This window comes from Actinosynnema sp. NPDC059797 (assembly GCF_042732085.1).
Classification (GTDB): domain Bacteria; phylum Actinomycetota; class Actinomycetes; order Mycobacteriales; family Pseudonocardiaceae; genus Actinosynnema.
The window spans coordinates 20,502-39,274 of the sequence record NZ_JBHWIE010000047.1; the positions used below are offsets into that span (position 1 = coordinate 20,502).

Annotated in this window: 17 protein-coding genes and 1 pseudogene; 7 read left to right on the top strand and 11 right to left on the bottom strand. The window is 73.3% G+C overall.

The annotated features are described in order from the left end of the window. Positions 1 to 326: 326 nt before the first annotated feature. Together ACFV4N_RS15095 and ACFV4N_RS15100 are read left to right on the top strand one after the other, a co-directional pair. A complete protein-coding gene (locus tag ACFV4N_RS15095; RefSeq protein WP_499673103.1) occupies positions 327 to 1,037 on the top strand; it encodes a Crp/Fnr family transcriptional regulator in 711 nt (236 codons plus the stop codon). A gap of 108 nt (positions 1,038 to 1,145) precedes the next feature. Next, positions 1,146 to 1,967, top strand: coding sequence for a hypothetical protein (locus ACFV4N_RS15100; RefSeq protein WP_499673104.1), 822 nt, complete (start codon positions 1,146 to 1,148; stop codon positions 1,965 to 1,967). 606 nt (positions 1,968 to 2,573) lie between these two features. Here the strand turns inward: ACFV4N_RS15100 and ACFV4N_RS15105 are convergent. Genes ACFV4N_RS15105 through ACFV4N_RS15115 form a run of 3 tightly spaced genes read right to left on the bottom strand, consistent with a single transcriptional unit; the run spans position 2,574 to position 5,610 of the window. Next, a complete protein-coding gene (locus ACFV4N_RS15105) occupies positions 2,574 to 4,106 on the bottom strand; it encodes a tripartite tricarboxylate transporter permease (protein WP_499673105.1) in 1,533 nt (510 codons plus the stop codon). A gap of 2 nt (positions 4,107 to 4,108) precedes the next feature. Next, positions 4,109 to 4,630, bottom strand: coding sequence for a tripartite tricarboxylate transporter TctB family protein (locus ACFV4N_RS15110; RefSeq protein ID WP_499673106.1), 522 nt, complete (start codon positions 4,628 to 4,630; stop codon positions 4,109 to 4,111). Beyond that, positions 4,627 to 5,610, bottom strand: a complete 984-nt coding sequence (locus ACFV4N_RS15115; RefSeq protein ID WP_499673107.1) for a Bug family tripartite tricarboxylate transporter substrate binding protein — start codon at positions 5,608 to 5,610, stop codon at positions 4,627 to 4,629. The genes ACFV4N_RS15110 and ACFV4N_RS15115 overlap by 4 nt, the downstream gene beginning before the upstream one ends. 112 nt (positions 5,611 to 5,722) lie before the next feature. Here ACFV4N_RS15115 and ACFV4N_RS15120 point away from each other — a divergent pair, with 112 nt between their 5' ends. Together ACFV4N_RS15120 and ACFV4N_RS15125 are read left to right on the top strand one after the other, a co-directional pair. Continuing rightward, complete coding sequence (locus ACFV4N_RS15120) at positions 5,723 to 7,270, top strand: sensor histidine kinase (protein WP_499673108.1); 1,548 nt, start codon at positions 5,723 to 5,725, stop codon at positions 7,268 to 7,270. Next, positions 7,267 to 7,929, top strand: a complete 663-nt coding sequence (locus ACFV4N_RS15125; RefSeq protein WP_499673109.1) for a response regulator — start codon at positions 7,267 to 7,269, stop codon at positions 7,927 to 7,929. Before ACFV4N_RS15120 ends, ACFV4N_RS15125 begins: the two co-directional genes overlap by 4 nt. Positions 7,930 to 8,190: 261 nt before the next feature. On the opposite strand, the pseudogene ACFV4N_RS15130 reads toward ACFV4N_RS15125, so the two are convergent. Next, positions 8,191 to 8,799, bottom strand: a pseudogene (locus tag ACFV4N_RS15130) (class I SAM-dependent methyltransferase); the annotation flags it as partial. 337 nt (positions 8,800 to 9,136) lie between these two features. Here ACFV4N_RS15130 and ACFV4N_RS15135 point away from each other — a divergent pair. Continuing rightward, the gene (locus ACFV4N_RS15135) at positions 9,137 to 9,661 is read left to right on the top strand and encodes a hypothetical protein (protein WP_499673110.1); all 525 of its coding nucleotides are present in this window, start codon (positions 9,137 to 9,139) and stop codon (positions 9,659 to 9,661) included. 240 nt (positions 9,662 to 9,901) lie between these two features. Here the strand turns inward: ACFV4N_RS15135 and arfB are convergent, their stop codons facing one another. From arfB to ACFV4N_RS15165, 6 genes are all read right to left on the bottom strand, one after another. After that, complete coding sequence (gene arfB, locus ACFV4N_RS15140; protein WP_499673111.1) at positions 9,902 to 10,330, bottom strand: alternative ribosome rescue aminoacyl-tRNA hydrolase ArfB; 429 nt, start codon at positions 10,328 to 10,330, stop codon at positions 9,902 to 9,904. Between the two features lie 9 nt (positions 10,331 to 10,339). Further along, the gene (locus ACFV4N_RS15145) at positions 10,340 to 11,203 is read right to left on the bottom strand and encodes a hypothetical protein (RefSeq protein ID WP_499673112.1); all 864 of its coding nucleotides are present in this window, start codon (positions 11,201 to 11,203) and stop codon (positions 10,340 to 10,342) included. Beyond that, positions 11,200 to 11,712, bottom strand: a complete 513-nt coding sequence (locus ACFV4N_RS15150; RefSeq protein WP_499673113.1) for a SigE family RNA polymerase sigma factor — start codon at positions 11,710 to 11,712, stop codon at positions 11,200 to 11,202. The genes ACFV4N_RS15145 and ACFV4N_RS15150 overlap by 4 nt, the downstream gene beginning before the upstream one ends. Before the next feature lie 164 nt (positions 11,713 to 11,876). Next, a complete protein-coding gene (gene purM, locus ACFV4N_RS15155) occupies positions 11,877 to 12,959 on the bottom strand; it encodes a phosphoribosylformylglycinamidine cyclo-ligase (RefSeq protein WP_499673114.1) in 1,083 nt (360 codons plus the stop codon). Between the two features lie 65 nt (positions 12,960 to 13,024). Continuing rightward, positions 13,025 to 14,557, bottom strand: a complete 1,533-nt coding sequence (gene purF / locus ACFV4N_RS15160) for an amidophosphoribosyltransferase (protein WP_499673115.1) — start codon at positions 14,555 to 14,557, stop codon at positions 13,025 to 13,027. A gap of 115 nt (positions 14,558 to 14,672) precedes the next feature. Beyond that, on the bottom strand, positions 14,673 to 15,404 hold the full coding sequence (locus ACFV4N_RS15165; RefSeq protein WP_499673116.1) for a maleylpyruvate isomerase N-terminal domain-containing protein: 732 nt from the start codon (positions 15,402 to 15,404) through the stop codon (positions 14,673 to 14,675). A gap of 371 nt (positions 15,405 to 15,775) precedes the next feature. On the opposite strand from ACFV4N_RS15165, the gene ACFV4N_RS15170 reads away from it, so the two are divergent. Together ACFV4N_RS15170 and ACFV4N_RS15175 are read left to right on the top strand one after the other, a co-directional pair. Continuing rightward, the gene (locus tag ACFV4N_RS15170; RefSeq protein WP_499673117.1) at positions 15,776 to 16,090 is read left to right on the top strand and encodes a DUF2563 family protein; all 315 of its coding nucleotides are present in this window, start codon (positions 15,776 to 15,778) and stop codon (positions 16,088 to 16,090) included. Further along, positions 16,087 to 18,081, top strand: coding sequence for an alpha/beta hydrolase (locus tag ACFV4N_RS15175; RefSeq protein ID WP_499673118.1), 1,995 nt, complete (start codon positions 16,087 to 16,089; stop codon positions 18,079 to 18,081). Before ACFV4N_RS15170 ends, ACFV4N_RS15175 begins: the two co-directional genes overlap by 4 nt. A 25-nt stretch (positions 18,082 to 18,106) precedes the next feature. On the opposite strand, the gene ACFV4N_RS15180 is transcribed toward ACFV4N_RS15175, so the two are convergent. Beyond that, entirely contained in the window at positions 18,107 to 18,589 is a 483-nt protein-coding gene (locus ACFV4N_RS15180) for an IS5 family transposase (RefSeq protein ID WP_499673119.1), read from the bottom strand. Positions 18,590 to 18,773: the final 184 nt, after the last annotated feature.

Genomic DNA, 18,773 nt, shown 5'->3' on the forward strand with positions numbered 1-18,773 from the left:
TTCTCCTGCGGTTCCGGGGTCCAGGTGGGGAGACGGGCCGTTCGGCGCGTCAACAGGTCCAAGGTCCCGGATCGGACTCGTTGTTCCCGGTGTGGTGCGCGTCCCAGGTCCCGGGAGCTGCGCAATTCCATTCGGTTCGGTATTGCCCGTGCATTCGCACGTGATCTTCAGGGGGAGGTGGCCGGGCAAAACACCGAACAGAAGGGGGCCAGTTACGCCCATTCGGGTGTACTGTCCGCAGCACGTTCGGGGAGACCATCACTTGCCGCCCGACGCAGGTCGGCCCATTGGAAGTTCCCGCCGGTCACGACAGTAACAGGATCCACATGCTGCCCATGCCGACCACCACGATGACACAGGATCCAGTGTGGCCCAGCAACAGCCTGCTGGGCCGCCTCCGAGAGAACACCCGACAAGAGTTGCTCAACATCGGCACGGTCGTGCGCTACACGGCCGACCGCGAGGTGATAGAGCAGGACGCGAAGGACACTCATGTCCTCTTGCTGCTCGACGGCGTGGTGAAGGTGCAGACCACGGACGAGACGGGCGACACCGCCCTGCTCGCGATCAGGGTCGCGGGCGACCTCGTCGGCGAGATGGCCGCGCTCGACCAGAAGCCCCGCTCGGCCACCGTCGTGACGTGTGGCGACGTGGTCGCCAAACTGATCACGAGCGGCGAGCTGATGAGCTTCCTGCACCGGCGCAACGACGTGTTCGTGGAATTGATAGGGATGATCAACGACCGGTTGCGCTGGGCGAACCAGCGCAGGCGCGATTTCCTGTCCCACCCGGCCGCCGAACGCGTGGCGCGGGTGCTCGCCGAATTGGTGCAGACCTACGGCCGCGAAGAGCCGCACGGTTGGACGCTGGGAATTCCGCTGACCAAGGTCGAACTGGCCTCGATCGCCGGCATGAAGCCGAGGACCGCCGAGAAGGCGTTCTCCGACCTGAGAAAAGCGGGGGTGGTCGTCAGTCACCTGAGGCGCGACGTGCTGGTGCCGGACCTGGCGGGGTTGCGCAAATTCGCGGGTATCTGACGCCAGTCCGCACAAGTGCGGTATTGACGCCGATGTCGTACCCCACAGTGACCCTGCGCGCCCGTCCGGGCGCCGCAGCGCCGTCCGCACCGCACGAAAGGCCGAGCCATGAGCCTCCAGCGCAGTCTGCTGGTCTGTTGTGACCTGAGGAGCTACGGGTCGGCCGACGACCGGCTCCAGCGCGAGTTGCAGGAGCTGCTGGTGCGCAGCCTGGACCGGGCCGGTGAGGCGGCCGGCCTGGACCGGTCGACGTGGGCGCGGCAGCCCAAGGGCGACGAGGAGTGGGCCGTGCTGCCCCCGGGCACCCCGGACCACCTGGTGGTCGACCGGTACGTGCGCGCGCTGGACGCCGAGCTGGCGTCGGTCAACGCCTACCGGGTGCCGCACGCCCGGCTGCGGCTGCGCATGGCCGTCCACTTCGGCGCCGCCACCGAGGGCGCCAACGGCTACCCCGGGCAGGACGCGGTGCTGGTCAGCAGGCTGATGGACAGCGCGGCGGCCCGCGCCGCCCTGGAGCAGACCGACGCCGACCTGGCCGTGGTGCTGTCCGAACTGGTCTTCACGTCGGTGGTGGCGGCCGGGTTCACGACGCTGCGCCCCGAGGACTTCCGCGAGGTCGAGGTGCGGGTGAAGACCTTCACCGGGCGCGGTCGGCTGTGGATCCCCGGTGGCGACGCGCACGCCCTGCGCCTCGACGAGGGCGACGTGCCCGCCGACGGCTCCCCCGACCCGGGTCCCGCCGCGGATCCCGCCGCGGGTCCCTCGTCGGTGACCCAGCACGCCACGGCCTCCGGCGGCTCGACGGTCGTCCAGGCCGGGCGGGACGCGCACGTGCCCACCCAGCACGCCGAGGTCATGCAGTTCTTCGAGCGCAACGACCAGCGCGGGTCGAGCTTCGGGCCGGTCATCCGCGGGAGGGAGAAGGGGTAGTGACGGTGCGCGAGGAACCGCTGCGGCTGCTCGCCGGCGCGGCCGCGGGCGCGCCGGCCGGTGCCGCGGACACCGAGCTGCGGGCGCCGCTGCGGGTGCGGATGGCGGCGGTCCTCGCACCCCAGCTGTCCGAGCTGGTCGGCGACCGGACGGACGCGGCGCGGCAGCGGCTGGTGGCCGTGCCGCGGGTGCGGCCGGAGCTGGCGCGGGCCGAGTTCACCACCGAGTGGCGCGGCTCGATCCACACCATGCTGTGGCAGCGCCCGGAGGCCGCCGGGCCCCTGCGCGAGGTGCTGCACGAGGTCGGCCCCGGCCTGCCGCGCGTGGCGGCCGACGTCGCCGGGGGTGGACAACTAGGTCGGCGAGGCTCGTCGTGCGGAACGCGGCGCAGCCCGGCGAGGCGGCGTGCGCGGCGAAGTCCCCGCGGGGCGGGTTGGCGTGCCGGGTCGCCGCGCCGGGAGGGGTGGGGTGGGCCCCCCCCGCGCGGGGGGCGGGGGGGCCCCGGCGGGGGGGGGGGGGGGGGGGGGGGGGGGGGGGGGGGGGGGGGGGGGGCCCCCCCGGGGGGGGGGGGGGGGGGCCCCCCCGCGACAGGGGGTCCCCGTCCGGCTAGACGTCCACCTTGGGCCGCTCCACCTCGGGCGACGGCTCGGCGGGCGGCGCCGGCCTGCGGGTCAGCCGCCGGACCAGCGGCCACGCCAGCAGCAGCACCACGACCGCGTAGACGGTGATCGAGAACGGCGTGTTCACCAGGCCGGTCAGCGAGCCGTCCGACAGCTGGAGCGCCCGCCGCATCTGCTGCTCGGCGGCCGGGCCGAGGATGACGCCGATGATCGCGGGCAGCACCGGCAGCCCGTAGCGGCGCATCACGAAGCCGAGCACGCCGATCACGAACATCACCAGCAGGTCGAAGATGTCGGCGCTGACCGCGTAAGCGCCGACGCCGGCGAAGAACAGGATCCCCGCGTACAGGTAGGGCCGCGGGATGCGCAGCAGCTTCGCCCACACCGGCGCGAGCGGCAGGTTCAGCACCAGCAGCAGGCACAGGCCGACGAACAGCGACGCGATCAGGCCCCACACCAGCTCGGGCTCCCGCTCGAACAGCAGCGGACCGGGCTGGATGCCGTACTGCTGGAACGCCGCCAGCATCACCGCGGCCACCGCAGTGGTGGGCAGGCCCAGCGTCAGCATCGACACGAGCGTGCCCGCGGCGGACGCGCTGGCCGTCGCCTCCGGGCCGGCCACGCCCTCGATCGCGCCCTTGCCGAACTGGTCGCGGTGCTTCGACAGCCGCTTCTCCGTCACGTAGGACAGGAACGTGGGGATCTCCGCGCCGCCCGCGGGCACCGCGCCGAACGGGAACCCGATCAGCGGGCCGCGCAGCCACGGCTTCCACGAGCGCCGGAAGTCCTCGCGGCCCAGGAACGCGCGGCCGACCGGGATCGGCTCGTGCGGCTTGCGGCGCAGGTGCGCCGCCACCCACAGGGACTCGCCGACCGCGAACAGGGCGACCGCGACGACGACCACGTCCACGCCGTCGGCCAGGTGCAGCGAGCCGAACGTGAGCCGCTGCTGGCCGGTCATCTCGTCCAGCCCGACCAGGCCGATGGCCAGGCCGATGAGCAGCGACGCGAACCCGCGCACGCGGGACGCGCCGAGCACCGACGTGACCGCGATGAACGCCAGCACCATGATCGCGAAGAAGTCCGGCGCGCCGATGTCCACGGCCAGCGCCGCCACGGTCGGCGCGAGCAGCACCAGCAGCACCGTGCCGATGATGCCGCCGACGAAGTGGCCGATCGCGGCCGTCGCCAGCGCCTGCGAGCCGCGGCCCGCGCGGGCCATCGGGTTGCCGTCGATCGCCGCGACCACCGCCGCGCTCTCCCCCGGCGTGTTGAGCAGGATCGACGTGGTCGAGCCGCCGAACATGCCGCCGTAGTAGATGCCCGCGAACATGATGAACGCGCCGGTCGGCTCCAGGCCGTAGGTCACCGGCAGCAGCAGCGCCACCGCCATGGCCGGTCCGATGCCCGGCAGCACGCCGATCGCGGTGCCCAGCAGCACGCCCAGCGCCGCGAGCAGCAGGTGCGTCGGCGTGAGCGCGGTGGCGAACCCGCCGAGGAGGTCGGTCAACGAGTCCACGGCTACAGCACCCCCACCAGCGGCCCGCCGGGCAGGGGAACGCCGAGCAGGTTGTTGAACACCAGGTACGTGCCGACCGACAGCCCGGCGGCGATCAGCGGGTCACGGGTGAAGTGGCGGCTGCCGAGCGCGTAGGCGGCGCCCCAGAACATGATCGCGCCGGAGATCGGGAAGCCCACCACGCCGATCAGGGCGGCGTTGGCCAGGAACGCGCCGCACAGCATCAGCACGGTCCGCCAGTCGGCGGGCGCGGCCAGGTCGACGTCCTCGCCGCCCTCGGCCTCGCCGCGACCGCCGCGCAGCACGTCGCGCGCCAGCAGCACGGCCACCACCAGCAGCCCGACGCCCACGGCGATCGGCACGGCCTTCGGCCCGACCGGGCCGCGCTGGGTGAAATCGGTGTGGATCCGGACCGCGTCGACCAGGACCAGCGCGCCCAGGCCCACCAGGACCGCGGACACCCCCAGTTCCGAGCGCTCCCGGAACCAAGCCTTGCTCACCTCGACCTCCTTCATGCGAGTCATGCGAGCCCCAGCTCCTTCAGCACGCTCGCCACCCGCTCGTTCTCCGCGCGCAGGAACGCGCCGAACTCCTCGCCGGGCGCGAACGCGTCGGTCCAGCCGTTGCGGGCGACCGCGTCGCGCCACTGCGCCGTGCCGTGCAGGTCGGTGAACAGGTCCACCAGCCGGGCCCGGTCGGTGTCGGAGATGCCCGGCGGCGCGACGATGCCGCGCCAGTTGGTGAACTCGACGTCCACACCGGACTCCCGCAGCGTCGGCGCGTCCACGCCGGGCAGCCGGTCGCCGCTGGTCACCGCCAGCACCCGGAGCTGACCGGCCTCGATCTGGTCGCGGTACTCGCCGATGCCCGACACGCCGAACGCGACCTTGCCGCCCAGCACGGACGCCAGCAGCTCGCCGCCGCCGTCGAACGACACGTAGTTGACCGTCCGCGGGTCCAGGCCGACGGCCTTCGCCACCAGCATCGGCGCCAGGTGGTCCGGCCCGCCCGGCGACGAGCCGCCGCCCACCGTCACCGCGCCGGGGTCCGCCTTCCACGCCGCGACCAGCTCGGCCAGCGTCCGGTACGGCGAGTCCGCGCCGACCACCACGATGTCCGGCTCCTCGATGAGCTTCGCGATCGGCGTGGTGTCCAGCAGCGACGACGGCGACTTGTTCGTGTAGACGCTGCCCACCACGCCCAGGCCCATCGACATGACCAGCTTGCCGTTGCCGCGCTCGCTGACCGTGCGGCCCAGGCCGACCGTGCCGCCCGCGCCCGGCAGGTTGAACACCTCGGCGTTGCGGATCAGGTCGGTGTCCTCCAGCGCCTTGGCCGCGGTGCGCGCGGTCACGTCGTAGCCGCCGCCCGGCGCGTTCGGCACCAGCACCCTCATGCCGCGCAGCGACGCCGTGCCGCTCTCCGCGCCGGAGGTCAGCAACGGCGGCACGAGGACGACGACCGCCAGGGCGCCGACGACCGCGAGCCAGTTCCTGATCCGCACTGTGATCCCCGCCTCTCTTCCGCGTGGTTGGACATGTTGCACTCGTGTAAACAGGGAAGTCCCGCTTGCGCCCCTAAGGGTTCTTTTGTTCTTTGTGGTCACGGAGGTGGCGATGGGAGGCCGCGGTTCGCTCGCCCGTCAGCTGCTCGTGTGGCAACTGGTGGTGGTCGCGGCGCTGCTGTGCGCGGTCGGCGTGCTGTCCGTCGTCCAGGCGGGGAACAACTTCCGCGCGACCGAGGGGCGGCGGATGCTGTCCGTGGCCGAGGACGTGGCCGCGACCGCCGGCGTGCGCGCGTCGCTGGCCGACCCGCTGCGGCACTACGCGCTGCCGCCGTTCGCGGAGAGCGCCCGCAGCCTGTCCGGCGCCACCTACGTGATCATCACCGACCCCGACCGCGAGGTCCTGACCTCGCCGGACCCCGCCCAGGTCGGCGAACCGCTCGACCTCGGCGGCAGCACCGCGCTCGACGGCCGGTCGTGGGTGGGCGAACTGGCCGGCGCGACCGTCGCGCACGTGCCCGTGATCGGCGACGACGGCCGGGTGGTCGGGGTGGTCGCCGCCGGGCAGCGCGCGCCGGGCTTCTGGGAGGGTGTGCTGGACTCTCCCGACAACGCGCTGCGGCTGCTCGGCGTCGCGCTGGTCATCGGCGTGACCGGGTCGCTGCTGCTCGCGCGCCGGGTGAAGAACCAGACGCTCGGGTTGGAACCGCACGAGATCACCGCGCTCGTGGAGTACCGGGAGGCACTGCTGCACGGCATCAAGGAAGGCGTCGTCGCGCTCGACCCGCACCACCGGGTCACCCTCGTCAACGACCACGCGCGGACCCTGCTGGAACTGCCCGACGACGCGGTCGGGCGGGCCGTGGACGCGCTGGAGCTGGACGAGCGGCTGCGCGACGTGCTCACCGGGCGCGCCACCGGCCAGGACCAGCTCGCGCTGGCCGGCGGCCGGGTGCTGACGCTCAACCGGATGCCGCTGGGCGTGCACGGCGCCGTCGTCACGCTCCGCGACCGGACCGAGCTGATGACGCTGAAGGACGAGCTGGACGCCAACCGGCACGCCACCGACACGCTGCGGGCGCAGGCCCACGAGTTCAGCAACCGCCTGCACACCATCGCGGGCCTGGTCGAGCTGGGCGAGTACGACGAGGTGCGCGGGTTCATCAGCCGCGTCAACACCGCCCAGGGCGCGTGGCGCGCCGAGGTCGCCTCGAAGGTCGCCGACCCCGCCGTGGCGGCGCTGCTGATCGCCAAGTCCAGCCTGGCCGCCGAACGCGGCATCGGGCTGCGGATGCACCCCGACAGCGCGCTCGGCGTGGTGGACGAGGACCTGTCCACGGACCTGGTCACGGTCATCGGCAACCTCGTGGACAACGCCCTGGACGCGCTGGGCGGGCAGGGGTGGGTCGAGGTGCTGGTGCGCTCGTCCGGCGGCGAGGTGCTCGTGGTCGTGCGCGACTCCGGGCCCGGCGTCGCGCCCGAGCTGGCCGAGGAGGTGTTCCGGCACGGGTTCACCACCAAGGCCGCGGCCCAGGGGCAGCGCGGGCTCGGGCTGGCCCTGACCAGGCAGACCTGCCTGCGCCGCGGCGGTTCGGTGCGGGTGCGCAACGAGGGGGGCGCGGTGTTCACCGCCCGGCTGCCCGCGGAGGTGCCGGCGTGATCAGGGTCGTCGTGGTGGACGACGACTTCATGGTCGCGAAGGTCCACAGCGGGTACGTGGCGCGCACGCCCGGGTTCGAGGTCGTCGGCGTCGCGCACACCGGCGCGGACGCGCTGCGGCTGGTCCGCGAGCTGCGGCCGGACCTCGTGCTGCTCGACGTGTACCTGCCCGACCTCGACGGGCTGACCGTGCTGCGGGAGCTGCGCGGCGTGGCCGACGACGTGGACGTCATCGTGATCACCGCGGCCACGGACGTGGAGACGGTGCGGAGCGCCATGCGCGGCGGGGTGCTGCACTACCTGATCAAGCCGTTCGAGTACGCGGCGCTGCGCGACCAGCTCGCGCACTTCGCCGCCCTGGACCGGCGGCTGGGCGGGCTGGCCTCGGCGGGGCAGGCGGACGTGGACGAGGTGTTCGGCGCGCGGCCCCGCCGGGTGCTGCCCAAGGGGTTGAGCACGCAGACCGCGGACCTGGTCGAGGGGGTGCTGCGGGAGCGGCCGGAGGGGGTGTCCGCGAGCGAGTGCGCGGCGGTGACCGAGCTGGCGCGCGTGTCGGCGCGGCGGTACCTGGAGCACTTCGTCGGCACGGGGCGCGCGGAGGTGCGGCTGAAGTACGGCGGGGCGGGGCGGCCCGAGCGGCTTTACGTGTGGCGGGGTTGAGCCGCGCGGGTGTTGGTGCCGGCGGTGCTGGTGGTGTTGGCGGTGCTGGTGCTGGCGCTGATGACGGGTGCGCTCTTGGCCGGGGCCGGGGCCGCGGTTGTCGGCGGGTCGTCGGGCGTCGCGGTCTTGGTCGGGCGGGGTGCCTCAGCCGGCCTGGGTGTCGTGGCCGGCCTGGGTGTCGTGGCCGGCCTGGGTGTCGTGGTCGGCGTGGTCGGCGTGGTCGGCTTGGTCGGCTTGGTCGGCTTGGTCGGCTTGGTCGGCTTTGCGCACGATCAGGTAGCCCTGCCGCGTCTTCTCCGACCCCACCGGCTCCCGTTCCAGACGCGTGTGCGGCGCGAACCCCGCCGCGGCGAGCTGGTCGAGCACCCGTTCGGGCCGGAGCCGGTAGGCGTCCAGCGCGATGTCGTGCCCGTAACCGCGCTCCAGGCGCCGCACGGCGTCGCCGATGTGGAAGGCGAGGAGCAGCAGGCCGCCGGGCGCGAGGACGCGGTGGAACTCCGCGAACACGGCCGGGTGCAGGTCCCACGGGACGTGGATCACCGAGTACCAGGCGAGCACGCCGCCGAGCGAGGCGTCCGGCAGGTCCAGGTCCGGCATCGACCCGACCTCGAACCGCACGCCGGGGTGCTCGCGCCGGGCGACGGCCACCATCTCCGGCGACAGGTCCACCCCGAACGCGTCGACGCCGAGCGAGCGCAGGTGCCCGGTGATCCGACCGGGACCGCAGCCGATGTCCGCGACCGGCCCGTCCACCAGGTCGGCGAACATGCGCAGGGCCGCGCGGTCGGCCGTGCTCGCCGGGTCGGCGAGGTTGTCGCGCAAGAGTTCGGCGTAGTCGGCGGCGACGGTGTCGTAGGCGGTGCGGGCCATGGTCAGGAAGTCCGGCTCGGTCACGCAGGGTGAGCCTAGTGCCCGACCGGGTGCCACCAGGTCGGGTTAGCGAAAGGCCGTGCCCGAGGTGCGACGTCCCCAGGACCGACCTACCGTGGGTGTTGACCCCAGGAACGCCCCGCCTCCACGGACCCGGGACGACGTGACGCCGTCCGCACCAGGTGAGGGCCGGTGGGCTCGGGGCACGGGTCGTCCCGGTGCGAGGGCGTCGCTCCCCGCGCCGGAGGAACGCGCCGGGCCGGTTCCCCGCCTTTCCGCGAGCGAGTGGCCGGCGAGAACCCACGACATCCGCCGCACGCAACCGGAGGACCCTCCGATGACCGCCCACCCGACCACCCAGCCCACCACTCAGCCCACCACCAGCCGGCCCGCCACTCGGCCCATCACCACCCGGTCCGCCACCACCCTGCCGGTCCCACCGCCGGGCGCCGCCCACTTCCTCGCCGCCGGCCTGCCGGAACCCCGCGTGGGCGGTACGCGACCGGGCCGGTTCGTCGCGGCCACCTACCCGCTGCACGGCATGCTCGGCGAGCACATGTACACGCGGCTGCACCCGGGCGGTGAGACCGCCACCGAGGTAGCCCTGCTCGTCACGGCAGTGCCCCGCGAACTGGACGGTGCGGAGCCGACGGAACTGTCGGTGGAGCTGCTCAGGGCCTACTTCCCGGTGCCGCCGGCAGACGTGATCCCGGACGAGCTGACCGCGTACCCGTTGCCGTTCCCGAGCTGGATCGCCCCACTGGTCGCGCTCGACCACGGAGAGGTGGTGGCGCGCCGGGCCGTGACCGCCTCACCGCAGGTGTTGCGCGCTTGGCTCGCCCCGCTCGACCGGGAGGCGTAGGCGCGGCCGACCCGGCTGCCGGACCGGTTCCGACCACCGGTCACTCCCGGCCGCCGGCTACTTCAGCCTCAAGTTGGCCTGGCCGCCGGTCAGCGCCCCGGCCACCGGCCAGTCCCAGCCACCGGCCAGTCCCAGCCGTCGATCAGTCCCAGCGGCCGATCAGTCCCAGCGGCCGATCAGTGCTAGGGCTAGCTACCGGCTGGCCGCGGCGTCGATCCCAACCGCCGGCTGGCGGCGGCGTTAATCCCAACCACCGCCGCGGCGGCCCTGCTTCGTCTGGGCCCGGCGCTTCTTCTCCGCGATCCGGCGCTCCTTCGACCCCCTGGTGGGCTTGGTCGCGCGGCGGACCGGTGGTGGGGCCGCGGCGGCTTCGCGCAGGATCCTGGCCATGCGCTCGCGGGCCGCCGCGCGGTTCTGCAGCTGGGCGCGGTGTTCGCTCGCGGCGACCGTCAGCACGCCGTCCACCAGGCGTTTCCCCAGGCGTTCGACCATGCGGCCGCGCAGCCACTCGGGCACCGACGGCGAGCCGACCAGGTCGAACGACAGCTCGACCCGGCTGTCCGCCGTGTTCACGCCCTGGCCGCCGGGGCCGGAGGACCGGGAGAACCGCTCGCTCAACTCGGCCGCCGGCACCACCAGCGTCCGCGTCACGATCAGGTCCTCCGTCACACCGACAGGTTAGAAGGTCAACCCCGGAAGTGTCGCGATCTTTGCGAGCTGCTCGACGGTGAGCGGCGGGTTCACACCGGTGGTGCCGCTCTTCTGGGCGTTGCCGTTCATGGTGTTCGCCTCGACCACGGTGCCGTCCGCCCTGCGCGCGCGGACCGAGATGAACGTGACCGGCTGGGCGTCGTCGCTCGTCAACACGTTCACCACGATCGGGCGACCCTCGAACAGGCGTTCCTCACAGGTCGACTTCGGGTTGGTGAACGCGGGTCCGCACTTCGGCGCCTCGCCCCCGCCGAGATCGACCGTGACCCTGCCCCGCCCCGCCCCGGTGGTCACGTCGGCGACGGCCTCGTACCCGCCCTCGACGACGCCGAACTCCCACGGCCCGGCGGGGTGGCCAGGGTACTGCCGGGACTGCGCGTCCGCCGGGATCGCGCCGGACGAGGCCAGCAGCGCCGTCAGGTCGGTCGCGCGCCGCGAGGTCGGCGGCTTGGGCGGCTCGGGTGCGGAGAGTGACGTGCGGGTCGGGGTGCTCGGCACGTTGGTCACCACGTCGGGTGACGAGGGACCGGTCTGCGGCGTGCCGGTGACCGCCGGTGGGCTCGCGGTCGTCGACGCGCCCACGTCGGTCGGCCTCGTCGACCAGGCCGGCGCGGAGCCTCCGACTTGCGCGTTCCCATCGCCGCCGCCTCCACCGGACCCGAGCATGGCCGGGACGCAGACGACCGTGGCGGTGGCCAGCACGGTGATCGCGGTGTAGCCGCGGCGGAAGGCGGCCTTGCGGCGGCCGGTCCTCAGGATCGCCGCGCGGTCGATCGTCAGCGGCGGCTCGTCGTCGAACGCCGCGGCCAGGGCCTGCTTGATGTCGGTCATCGCTGCTCCTCCATGACGCCGCGACCGAGAAGCGCGCGCAGCGCGGCCAAGCCCTTGGCCGCCTGGCTCTTCACGGTGCCTTCGGTTCGCCCGAGGAGGCGGGCGGTCTCGGTGACGCTCAGGTCCTCCCAGTAGCGCAGCACCACGACGGCCCGCTGGCCCGGTGGGAGCGCGGCCAGGGCGCGGCGCACGTCCAGGTCCGCGCCCGCGCCGGGCAGGGCCGACGCGGGCTCGGGGGCCGGGACCTCGGGGACGGTGTCGACCACCGTCTCGCGGCGGCGGAAGGCGAGCCGGGACTCGTCTATCGCCGTGCGCACCAGGACCTTGCGCGCGTAGGCGTCCACCGCGCCGTCGCGGCGGAGCCTGGGCCAGGCGACGTAGAGCTTGGTCAACGCCGTCTGGACCAGGTCTTCGGCGCGGTGCCAGTCGCCGCACAGCAGGTAGGCGGTTCTCCGCATCACCAGTGCGCGGGCGTCGACGTACTCGCCGAACTCACTATCCCGGTCCACCCGGTACCTCCTCGGTCGCCGCTTGGTACGGCGCGGCGACCTCGGCGGGTTGCTCCGGAACGGGTCCGGGTTGAGCGGGGCTCCTCTTTTTTCAACCGATGACGGTGACGGTGTTTCCGTACATGGTCGGGGTGGAGATCACCTGATCGGGGAAGTCCGGCAGGTCAGAACCTGGGGTGGTCCCCGGTCAGGGTGGCGGTGGCGGTGTCGTCGCCCGAGGGGACGATGTCGCCCAGCACCCACGCCGGGACGTGGCGGGCCGTCAGCACGGCCAGGGCGCGGTCGACGTCCTCGGGGGCGACCACGGCGACCATGCCGATGCCCATGTTGAACGTCTTCTCCATCTCCTCGCGCTCGACCCGGCCGCGCTGGGCGATCAGGGCGAACACGGGCGCCGGCGACCAGGTGCGCCGGTTGAGGTCGGCGCGCACGCCGGGGGGCAGCACGCGGGCCAGGTTGGCGGCCAGACCGCCGCCGGTGACGTGCGCGAACGTGCGGACCTCCGCCTCGGCGGCGAGGGCCAGGCAGTCCTTGGCGTAGATGCGGGTGGGTTCGAGCAGCTCCTCGCCGAGGGTGCGGCCGAACTCCTCGACGTGGCCTTCCAGCGGCATCCGGGCGATGTCCAGCAGCACGTGCCTGGCCAGCGAGTAGCCGTTGGAGTGCAGGCCGGAGGAGCCCATGGCGATGACCACGTCGCCGGTGCGCACCCGGTCCGGGCCGAGCATGGCGGACGCCTCGACCACGCCGACGCCCGTGCCGGAGATGTCGTAGTCGTTCTCGCCCATCAGGCCGGGGTGCTCGGCGGTCTCGCCGCCCAGCAGGGCGCAGCCCGCCTGCACGCAGCCCTCCGAGATGCCCTTGACCAGGGCCGCGACCTTGTCCGGCACGACCTTGCCGATGGCGATGTAGTCCTGCATGAACAGCGGTTCGGCGCCGCACACCACCAGGTCGTCCACGACCATGGCGACGAGGTCGACGCCGATGGTGTCGTGCTTGTCCATCGCCTGCGCGACCGCGATCTTCGTGCCGACGCCGTCGGTGGAGGAGGCGAGGACCGGCTCCTTCCAGCGGTCCAGCTTGAGCTGGAACAGGCCCGCGAAGCCGCCGATGCCGCCGAGCACCTCGGGACGCTGCGCCTTCGCCGCCCACGGCTTGAGCTTCTCCACCGCCTCGTCGCCGGCTTCGATGCTTACCCCAGCTGCGGCGTAGGTCGCCTTGGCGCTGTCCGTCACGTCACTGTGCTCCATGGTTCGGGGCATCCGGCTTTCTCCGGGGCCCGTGCTCCTGCCCGTGGTGCCCGCTCGGCCGCTCTTCAGGGCCGCTGCAGGGCGTCCTCGGCACCGTACCCGTTCGGCAGGACGGGGGTGGCCGAGCCCGCGACGCCCCGGATGCCCTCCAGCAGGTGCTTGCCGATGAGCGCGTCCTCGGGCAGCGGGATCGGGTAGTCGCCGTCGAAGCACGCCGTGCACAGGCGGGTCTTCGGCTGCTCGCTGGCCGCGACCAGCTGCTCCAGCGACACGTAGCCCAGGCTGTCGGCGCCGACCGACCGGCGGATGCCGTCGTTGTCCAGGCCGTTGGCGATCAGCTCGGCGCGGGAGGCGAAGTCGATGCCGTAGAAGCACGGCCACTTGACCGGCGGCGACGCGATCCGCACGTGCACCTCGACCGCGCCGGCCTCGCGCAGCATCCGCACGAGGGCGCGCTGCGTGTTGCCGCGCACGATCGAGTCGTCCACGACCACCAGGCGCTTGCCCCGGATGACGTCGCGCAGCGGGTTCAGCTTGAGCCGGATGCCCAGCTGGCGGATGGTCTGCGACGGCTGGATGAACGTGCGGCCGACGTAGGCGTTCTTGACCAGGCCCGACCCGTAGGGGATGCCGCTGGCCTGGGCGTAGCCGATGGCGGCGGGCGTGCCGGACTCGGGCACCGGGATGACCAGGTCGGCCTCCACCGGGTGCTCCACGGCCAGGCGGCGGCCGATCTCCACGCGGGTGGCGTGCACGGAGCGGCCGGCGATGGAGGTGTCGGGGCGGGCCAGGTAGACGTACTCGAAGATGCAGCCCTTGGGCTCGGGGTTGGCGAACCGGCTGGACCGCAGGCCGTTCTCGTCGATGGCGATCAGCTCGCCCGCCTCGACCTCGCGGACGAACGACGCGCCGACGATGTCCAGCGCGGCGGTCTCGCTGGCCACGACCCAGCCGCGCTCCAGCCGGCCGAGCACCAGCGGGCGCACGCCGTGCGGGTCGCGGGCCGCGTAGAGGGTGGACTCGTCGGAGAACACCAGGCAGAACGCGCCGCGCAAGGTCGGCAGCAGCCGCATGGCCGCCTGCTCGATGCCGATGTCGGCGGCCTGGGTGGCGAGCAGGCCGCACACCAGGTCGGAGTCGGTGGTGGCGCCGTGCTTGGTGTCGACGCCCGCCTCGCGCGCCTGCACCAGCAGTTCGGCGGTGTTGACGAGGTTGCCGTTGTGGCCCAGCGACAGGCCGGACCCGGTGGCCGTGGTGCGGAACGTGGGCTGCGCGTTCTCCCACGTCGTGGAGCCCGTGGTGGAGTAGCGGCAGTGGCCGACCGCGACGTGGCCGCGCAGGCTGGACAGCACCTGCTCGTCGAACACCTGGCTGACCAGGCCGAGGTCCTTGAAGACCACCACCTGGCTGCCGTCGCCGACCGAGATGCCCGCGGCTTCCTGGCCGCGGTGCTGGAGGGCGTACAGGCCGTAGTAGGTCAGCTTGGCGACCTCTTCACCGGGGGCCCAGACGCCGAACACACCGCATTCTTCGCGGGGTTCGCGTTCTTCCTGTGTTTCGTGGTCGGTGCGGCCGGTTGCGGACTGGTCGGTGACCACCGAGTGCTCCCTAGCGACGAGGTCGGGCTGCACCGACGAGTGTAAGGCCGCTCAGTGGTGGTACCACCCCCAGGCAAATCCCGTGACGTGACGAAACGCACCCCCGATCGAGTGGTCAGTCGAGCTTCAGCGCGAACCAAACGCGCTCGTCACCGGCGTGTTCGACGGGCAGCCGGCCCCACAGCCCGTAGTGCACGATCTGCGCCTCGCCGGTCACCCGGAGGTCGGTCTCCTCGCCGGGCCACGCCGCCCGCACCTCGGGGACCACGCCGGGCGCGAACGTCACCACCCAGGACTCCGGCACGTCGGTGAGCTGGACGAGCGCGGTGCCCTTCGCGGTCGGCGGCACGTCGGTGGCGTACTTGGCGGCGAGCAGGGTGGTCAGCGCCTCGTCGATGCCGTCCACCGCGAACTCGGCGTCGCCGACCACCAGCTCCCGCAGCGCGGCCTGCGCGTCCCACCGGCGCAGGTCCAGCTCGTGGGCGATGCGGCGGTGCCACACCCAGGCCAGGTCCGGCGCGGCGGGCGAGAACGTCCACGCGGCCCGGTTGCCGGGGACGGCGGGGAGGATCTCGGCGGCCTTCGCGAGCTGGGTGTCGAGGTACTCGACCGGCGCGACCCCGGTGGGCGGCGGGGGCAGCCGGAGCCGGCCGGTGCTGCCGGTGCGCAGGTACTCCAGCGACGTCTCCAGGAACCGCCCGACGTGCAGGGTCAGCTCGGTGAAGGTCCACCCCGGGCAGCTGGGCACGGGAGCCGTCGGGTCGGCCTTGCCGACCGCCGCCCGGAACATCGCCGCCTGCTCGGTGAAGACCTCGGTCCACCGCTGGGTGGTCCACCCTCCTGGCACGTCCAGCCTCCCCGCTCGGTTCGCAAGTAGCGGTCATCGTGCCGCACCTGCCCGGGGGTTGGAGTGGGAGGAGCCGCCGGAGGTTCCGGAGAACGCGGACGAGGGTGGAGGCGGAGAAGAGGGAGGAGACGGTAGAGGGGCAGGAGGCGGAGGAGAGGCGGAACGCCCGTGATGAGGTCATGCACCCATGGTCGAACAGGTGTTCGAAACCGGCAAGATCACGGATGGGTGATCCGCGGCGGACCACCGGGAACGCGCCGAAGGGGGACCCGCAGGTCCCGGGAGCCGCACCGTTCGCGATCGCGGTGGAACCGGAGAAGATGACCGCGCGTCGCATCCCCAGCGGCCGGCGGCACGAAGGGTGGACAACCGTGTTCGGTGTGCAACCAGAGCAGTTGCGCGCGGCGTCCAAGCAGTTCCACGAGGGCTCGGACGCGGCGGCGGACGGCGCGGAGATGATCTCCATGCTCAGGCTGGACGCGGACGCGCTGGGCCAGGTCCCCGCGGCCGCCGAGTTCGTCGACGCCCTCACCAGGTGGTCCGGCGAGCAGTCCGACGACCTGCGGCGCGGCAGCGCCTGGTACCGCGACGCCGGCGACGGCCTCAACGAGAACGCCGACGCCTACCAGCGCGCCGACGACGACTCGAACACCGCCTTCCGCGGCATCGAAGGGGGCCTGGCGTGAGCTTCACCGACCCAGAGGTCCTGTACGCCCGGCTGGCCTCGGGCGACGCGGGCCGCGTCGCCGCCGCGGCCGACCCCGTCACCGGCGCCCGGAGCGCCGTGGGCCGCGCGGGCGAGTCGGTCGCGGCCGGCGGCTCGACCGCGACCTCGGCCTGGCGCGGCGACGCCGCCGCCGGCTTCCGGACCCGCGCCGAGCTGTCCGCCAGGTCCGCGACCGTCGCCGGCGAGCGCCTGGCCGCCGGCGCCGACATCGTCCAGGCCGCCTCCCGCGCCTACGGCCAAATGCGCGGCAGCGCCGACCAGCTGATCGACTTCTGGCGCGGCCGCTCCCCCGCGCTGGACGAGGCCCAGACCCGCGAGCTGGCCAACCGCGTCAACGAGCAGCTCAACAACGTCAAGAACGGCTACGAGCGCGTCCTGCGCAGCTACGCCCAGGCCCTGACCCGGGTCCGCCCCGGCTTCGCCGAGACCGCGGCCCAGGACCCCGGCTGGAACTCCACCGCGACGGCCGTGCGCACCGCCGCCGCCGTGCCCGCGCCCGGCACCGACCCGCGGCAGGTCGCCGCCTGGTGGAAGTCGCTGACCAAGGAGCAGCAGGACGAGCTGCTGCGCACCCGGTTCCAGGAGCTGGGTCAGCTGCGCGGCCTGCCGTCCGGCGTGCTCGACCAGGCCAACCGGCTGCGCATCGACGACGACCTCCGGCGGTTCTCCGCCGAACGCGACCGGCTCGACGCGCGGATGGCCGACCGGGCCCGCGAGCTGGGGCTGGACCCGGGCGACTCCGGCGACCTGACGCGGCTGCTCAACGACCCGCAGTACGCGCAGATGATGGAGCAGCGCCAGGAGGCCGCGACCAAGGCCGAGAACGCCCAGCGGGTCCAGGAGAGCATCACCGAGGCGGAGTCGTTCGCGAAGGACCGGGGCTGGCTGAACGCCGAGGGCAAGGCGGACGTGCGCGTGCTGGCGTGGGACCCGTACGGCCCGCGCGGCGACGGCGCGACGGCCATCGCCTACGGCGACCCGGACACGGCCCGCAACCTCGCCGTGGCCGTCCCCGGCACCGGGTCCACCCTGGACGGCTTCTCGGTGGGCCAGGCGGGCAACCTGCGCGAGGCCATGGGCGCGGAGGGCAGCGCGACGATCCAGTGGCTGGGCTACGACGCCCCGGGCTGGGCGATCGGCGAGGTGGACGACCCGGCGCAGGCCCGCGAGGGCGGCGCGAACCTGGTCGCCGACGTGAACGGCTACCGCGCCGCCGCCGAGGCCGCCGGCAACCGCCAGCACCTGACCGTGATCGGCCACTCCTACGGCTCCACGACCGTGGGCTACGCGGGCATGAACGGCCTGGCCGCCGACGACATCGCGTTCGTCGGCTCGCCCGGCGTGGGCGCGTCGCACGTCAGCCAGCTCTCGGTGGGCGAGGGCCACGTGTACGTCGGCGCGACCGAGCACGACCCGGTGGTGCAGGGCACCAGCTCCACCTGGTTCACCGAGGACGGCTCCTCGACCGGCCCGTACGACGACGCGTTCGGCGCGCGGGCGTTCGGCACCACCGACTCGACCATGATCCACGGCGCGCACTCCGAGTACTACACGCCGGGGTCGGAGTCGCTGCAGAACCTGGCCCGGATCGCGAACGGCGACGGCGGCTCCGTGACCGAGCAGAAGTGGTACGACGACCCGCTGGGGCCGTCGGGCCCGTACTCGGACGTGCCGGTGGTCGGCCCGGCGGTCGACCTCGTCACCGGCACCGCGGCGGGCGTCGCGGACCTGGGCATGGACGTCGGCACCGGCCTCTACGGCGCGGGCCGCGACGCGTGGGACGGCAACTGGTCCGAGGCGGGCACAGGCCTGCTGAACACCGGCAAGGAGCTGGTGAGCGACGCGGCCGACGTGGTGGTCGGCGGGGTGGGCGACGTGGTCGAGTTCGGCCGCGACGTCGTGGAGGGCGCGGGCGACGCGTGGGACCGGACCGTGGGCTCCTGGTTCTAGCCCCCTCCCGCGCCTAGGTCGTGTTTCAGATGTGGCGTAGCCAGATGTTGATGGCGGCGATGTCGATGGTGGCCTGGTAGCGGACGGCGAGCTTGTCGTAGCGGGTGGCCACCGCCCGGTGCTGTTTGAGCAGGTTGATGCCGCATTCGACGGCGTGGCGCTGCTTGTAGATCTCCCGGTCGATGGTCGGTGGCCGTCCACCCGCGGAGCCTTTGGCCTTGCGGTGGGCGGCCTGGTCGCGGGGCTGGTCGATGGTCGCCTTGATCCCGCGGTGTCGCAGGTAGGCGCGGTTGGCCTTGGAGCTGTAGGCCTTGTCGGCCAGGACCCGGTCCGGTCGGGTTCGTGCCCGGCCGGGGCCCACGCGCGGTACCGAGATCCGCTCGATCACCGGGACGAACTGCGGGCTGTCACCCCGCTGCCCGGCGGTGACCAGCAGCGACAACGGCCGCCGGCCCTGCTCGCAGGCCAGGTGCAGCTTGCTGGTCCACCCGCCCCGCGACCGCCCCAACCCGTGATCGCCCGGCTCGATCCCGCCGAGCGGAGTGTCGGGCGGTTCGACCTGCAGATCCCCCTTTTCCGCGCACCGGCGCAATGCTGATGCGCCCGCGCGATCGTGGAATCCACCGACACGTCCCACACGATCGACCCGGCGGCGTCGGCGCGGGCCTGCAACACGGTCAGCACACGCTGCC

Coding starts and splice junctions, on each gene's coding strand:
- purM (WP_499673114.1), bottom strand. CDS start 12,959: ATGGAGCACAGTGACGTGACGGACAGCGCCAAGGCGACCTACGCCGCA.
- ACFV4N_RS15135 (WP_499673110.1), top strand. CDS start 9,137: ATGACCGCCCACCCGACCACCCAGCCCACCACTCAGCCCACCACCAGC.
- ACFV4N_RS15095 (WP_499673103.1), top strand. CDS start 327: ATGCTGCCCATGCCGACCACCACGATGACACAGGATCCAGTGTGGCCC.
- ACFV4N_RS15120 (WP_499673108.1), top strand. CDS start 5,723: ATGGGAGGCCGCGGTTCGCTCGCCCGTCAGCTGCTCGTGTGGCAACTG.
- ACFV4N_RS15145 (WP_499673112.1), bottom strand. CDS start 11,203: ATGACCGACATCAAGCAGGCCCTGGCCGCGGCGTTCGACGACGAGCCG.
- ACFV4N_RS15110 (WP_499673106.1), bottom strand. CDS start 4,630: ATGACTCGCATGAAGGAGGTCGAGGTGAGCAAGGCTTGGTTCCGGGAG.
- ACFV4N_RS15100 (WP_499673104.1), top strand. CDS start 1,146: ATGAGCCTCCAGCGCAGTCTGCTGGTCTGTTGTGACCTGAGGAGCTAC.